The organism is Mesorhizobium sp. M5C.F.Ca.IN.020.32.2.1, assembly GCF_004023105.1.
Taxonomy (GTDB): domain Bacteria; phylum Pseudomonadota; class Alphaproteobacteria; order Rhizobiales; family Rhizobiaceae; genus Mesorhizobium; species Mesorhizobium wenxiniae.
Genome location: NZ_RZSX01000967.1, coordinates 1 through 2,228, shown reverse-complemented (window position 1 = coordinate 2,228; position 2,228 = coordinate 1). Strand labels below are relative to the sequence as shown.

The following is a 2,228-nucleotide window of genomic DNA, read 5'->3' as shown; positions in this document are numbered from 1 at the left end:
CACCCGTCCGATGTTCAGCGGATCGACCAGCCTGCGCACCACCTTGCAGAATTCGTAGAGCCGTTCCAGGCCGAAGTGAACTTCGTGCGCGGCGATCTGCAGGACGGAGTCGACCGACGTGTAGCAGATCGGCTTGCCGGTGCGGATATGCTCCTCCCCGAAACGCTCGATGATCTCGGTACCGGGGGCATGGCAATTGCCGAGAATGCCCGGCACCTCTCCTTCGCGGATGATCGCTTCGGTCAGTTCGGCTGGAAAGGCGGGAACCGTGTCCGGGAAATAGCCCCAGTCGAAGCGAACCGGCAAGGCGGCGATTTCCCAATGGCCCGATGGCGTGTCCTTGCCGCTCGAAATCTCCTGCGCCGCGCCATGGAAGGCGGAGGCGAGCTGGGCCTCGCCGCCGCTGTCGATGCTGAATCCTGTCGCGGTTTTCGCCGCGTGGCCCAGGCCGAGCGAGAGCATGTTGGGTACGAAAAGCGGGCCTTTGCGCAGCCCCTCGCGATCCGCCCGGCCTTCGGCGCAGGCTCTAGCGATGTGTCCGAACGTGTTGGAACCGGTGTCGCCATAGCGCTCAGCGTCGGCCGCGCCGCCGATGCCGAAGGAATCGAGAACAAAAAGGAAGGCGCGCGCCATTGCAGGGATTCATTATTATCGTTTGTCTGTCCGCCCAGACATAGGGGGCCGCGCCGCCATTGGCAATTCGGAAGCAGACGGCTTGGCGCGATAGTTGAGATGTGGCGAAATGCCGGCATCGGCGTGGATCGACGAAAACCAGCGGGGAACTCACATGAGGCATGCCTTGAAGGCCTCCGCAGCTATCATGACTCTGCTGGGTGCGGCCTGGTAAAACCCAGTGCGCGCCGATTGGCGGGATGACATCGGCACGTTTCGTGTCGGCATCGTCGGCCGAGCCCGGCGCCGGCAACACCGTTCCGGGTCTGGCGCTGTTGACGGACGCCTACACCAAGGCGCTCGGCATGAAGGTGGAGTTTGTCGTTTCCCGCGACTACGCCGCGCTGATCGAGGCGCAAGCCAACGCCCACATCGAATATGCGGTCTATTCGACGACCGCTACGCCATCGCATCCGAACGTTGCGAATGCGTCGAGCCTCTTGTGGCGCCTGTCGATTCCGACGGCGTGATCGGCATCCGATCCGTCTTGCTGACGCGGGACGGCAAGGTCCCAGATCTGGCCGCGATGGAGGCACATCGGTCGCCATGGTGCCTCCGGACAGTGTCGGCGGTTCTCTTTTGCCGCTTGCCGGGCTGGCCGCCGAAGGCGTCAAGATCGCCAAGGATGCGCCATTTCTGACGCACGCCAATTCGGCTGCGGCGGCTGAAACGATGCTGGTCGATGGCGAGGCCGATGCCATCTTCGGCTGGATGCCGGCGGTGGCCGATGGCCAGCCGGATGTTGCGGGCGGCACGGTCGCCAGGCTGGAAATGGCAGGCCTTTCGAAAGCAGCACTTCAGGTCGTGTGGACGTCCGGCCTGCTGCGGTATGGTCCCTATGCCGTCCGCAGCGATCTCGATCCCGAAGCCAAACGGCGGCTCACCATGTTTTCTCATCAATCTCAGATCGATGTCGCCGGATGTCTACGATCTTCTGGAATCGAAACATTCCGGCGGCTTCGCCGTCGCTGGCCCGAAGGATTACGCGATGGCTGCAGCCATCGTGCGCCTGGTGTCAGGCAACGGCCGATAGCAATGGCGGCCGGAGTCGGGCGCGGTCGTTTCAGCAGGTGCTGCAGGGAATCGTCGGGCTCCTGCGGGGCCTGAGATAATAGGTTTCGCCCATCGATATCGAGTCGAAAGCCGAACTCAATCCGAGCCGCTTCTCACTGTCCACCGACCAGGTGATGATCGGCTGGTATGCGAGATTACTTTCGACGCGAATGAGAAAGGTACCCTTGATCTCGAGCGCCGGTGGAACCTTGGTGATGGAGTTTTTGGCGGTGGCGGCGCTGAAGGCGCTACCGACCATCTTGCGTGACCACACGACCAGCACCTTCGGCGTCGTTTCGTCCGTGACCTGTATTGCGGTGATGATGATTTCCGGGGTCGATCGGTTGTACGGCTGAAGGGTGGAGTTGCCGATCTGCATGATCGCATCGAGATCGGCTGCCGTGATGGTCTGCTGCTGGGTAACGAGATCCGCCACCATGCTGCCGATGCGACTGACCTTTTTGCTGGTCTCGATGGCTTGTGAGGCTTCCATGGTCATGAAG

The 2,228-nt window shown here is 62.1% G+C and carries 3 protein-coding genes and 1 pseudogene; 2 read left to right on the top strand and 2 right to left on the bottom strand.

Features of this window, described 5'->3' with window-relative positions:
* A pseudogene (locus tag EOA86_RS31560) lies at window positions 1-633 on the bottom strand (phosphopentomutase); the annotation flags it as partial.
* Between the two features lie 239 nt (window positions 634-872).
* Between EOA86_RS31560 and EOA86_RS41585 the strand changes: the two are divergent.
* Together EOA86_RS41585 and EOA86_RS41580 are read left to right on the top strand one after the other, a co-directional pair.
* Window positions 873-1,142, top strand: a complete 270-nt coding sequence (locus EOA86_RS41585) for a hypothetical protein (RefSeq protein WP_348633375.1) — start codon at window positions 873-875, stop codon at window positions 1,140-1,142.
* A 76-nt stretch (window positions 1,143-1,218) separates the two neighbouring features.
* Entirely contained in the window at window positions 1,219-1,779 is a 561-nt protein-coding gene (locus EOA86_RS41580; protein WP_348633374.1) for a PhnD/SsuA/transferrin family substrate-binding protein, read from the top strand.
* Here EOA86_RS41580 and EOA86_RS31550 read toward each other — a convergent pair.
* On the bottom strand, window positions 1,736-2,228 hold a 493-nt coding region (locus EOA86_RS31550; RefSeq protein WP_164892181.1), incomplete at its 5' end, for a pilus assembly protein. The genes EOA86_RS41580 and EOA86_RS31550 overlap by 44 nt on opposite strands.

Bases quoted from the DNA above. Each gene is read 5' to 3' on its own strand.
- EOA86_RS41585 (WP_348633375.1), top strand. From the start codon at position 873: ATGACATCGGCACGTTTCGTGTCGGCATCGTCGGCCGAGCCCGGCGCC.
- EOA86_RS41580 (WP_348633374.1), top strand. From the start codon at position 1,219: ATGGTGCCTCCGGACAGTGTCGGCGGTTCTCTTTTGCCGCTTGCCGGG.